At 65.9% G+C, this 1,530-nt stretch carries 1 protein-coding gene; it reads right to left on the reverse strand.

All coding sequences use genetic code 11. From position 1 onward, the window contains the following. Positions 1-1,530: ATPase, T2SS/T4P/T4SS family (locus VGG51_00700; protein HEY1881544.1), on the reverse strand; the 1,530-nt coding region annotated here is incomplete at both ends.

Genomic DNA, 1,530 nt, shown 5'->3' on the forward strand with positions numbered 1-1,530 from the left:
GAGCCGTCGCGCAAGCGCGACGTGTGCACGACGAGATCGAGCGCGCTCGCGACCTGCTCGCGAATCGCGCGGATCGGGAGATCGAAGCCGGCCATCAGTACCATCGTCTCGATGCGGGAAATCGCGTCGCGCTGACTGTTGGCGTGGATCGTTGTGAGCGAGCCGTCATGGCCGGTGTTCATCGCCTGAAGCATGTCGAGGGCCTCGGGCCCGCGGCACTCGCCGATGATGATACGGTCCGGGCGCATACGCAGGGCGTTGCGGAAAAGATCGCGGATGCGGATCTCGCCGCTGCCCTCGATGTTCGGGGGGCGGGCTTCGAGCCGAATGACGTGCGACTGGTTGAGCATCAGTTCGGCCGCGTCTTCGATCGTAACGATGCGCTCGCGGTCGGGCAGAAACGAGGAAAGGATATTGAGGAACGTCGTCTTGCCGGAGCCCGTTCCGCCGCTCACCACGCAGTTGAGCCGAGCCTGGACGCACGCACGCAAAAAATCGAGCATTGGCGCGGGTGCCGCGCCGATCTTGATGAGGTCGTCTGCAGTGAGACGCTTCTGCCCAAAGCGGCGGATCGTCATCGCGGTGCCGTCGATCGCGATCGGATCGATGATGGCGTTCACGCGGGAGCCATCGGGCAAACGCGCGTCGACCATCGGCGAGGCTTCGTCGATGCGCCGGCCCAGCGGCGTGATGATGCGCTCGATGATGAGCCGCAACTGCCGGTCGTCGCTGAAGCGCTTGGCGGTGTGCTCGATCTTGCCGAAGCGCTCGACGTAGATCGTCTCGGGGCCGTTGACCATGACTTCGGTTACGTCGGGATCGCGCAGCAGATCTTCCAGCGGTCCGAGCCCCAGCGCTTCGTCGACGATCTCGCGGCGCAGATCGGCGAGGTCTTCGGCCGATCCCGCAAACTCTCGCTCGGAAACGAGGCGTGCGGCGATCTCTTCGACGCGCGATCGGAGCTCGGCGAGCTTCGCGGCGTCGCCTTGCACCGAACCGGCGGTCGCCAGATCGAACTGACGGATCAGCGCGCTATGCACTTCGGCTTTGAACGCTTGGCGCTTGACGTCGACGCTGCCGGCCACGGCTTTGGCGACGCCGTTGCCGTTGGTGCTGGGAGCGTACGGACCCGCGACCGACGGCTGCAGCATCAGCCCGTCGGGCGTCGAGGGTACGGATTGGATGTAGTTCTGCAGCGCGGTGATGCTCTTGGCGTACGCGCGATTCGTCGAGAGCGGAACTTCCGCGACGAGTTTGCTCCCGAGCGCCCGCTCGACCTCGCTGCGCGCCACCGCACCGTTCTCGCTGCGCGTGTTGGTAATCAGGTCAATGCGATTTGCCGGAACCCCGAAGCGCTGGAGATCGGCGAGCAGCGCTTGCGCTGCGGCGACGCCGAGCAGCGTGGGTTCCAGGACGACGAAGACGCGCCGGGCGCGCAACATGAAGGGCCGCACCGCCGCCGCAAAAGGCTGCGGCGCATCGACGATGATCGCGTCGAGGCCGGCGAGCGTTCCGAGGATCCCTTCGACA

The organism is Candidatus Cybelea sp. (assembly GCA_036489315.1).
Taxonomy (GTDB): domain Bacteria; phylum Vulcanimicrobiota; class Vulcanimicrobiia; order Vulcanimicrobiales; family Vulcanimicrobiaceae; genus Cybelea.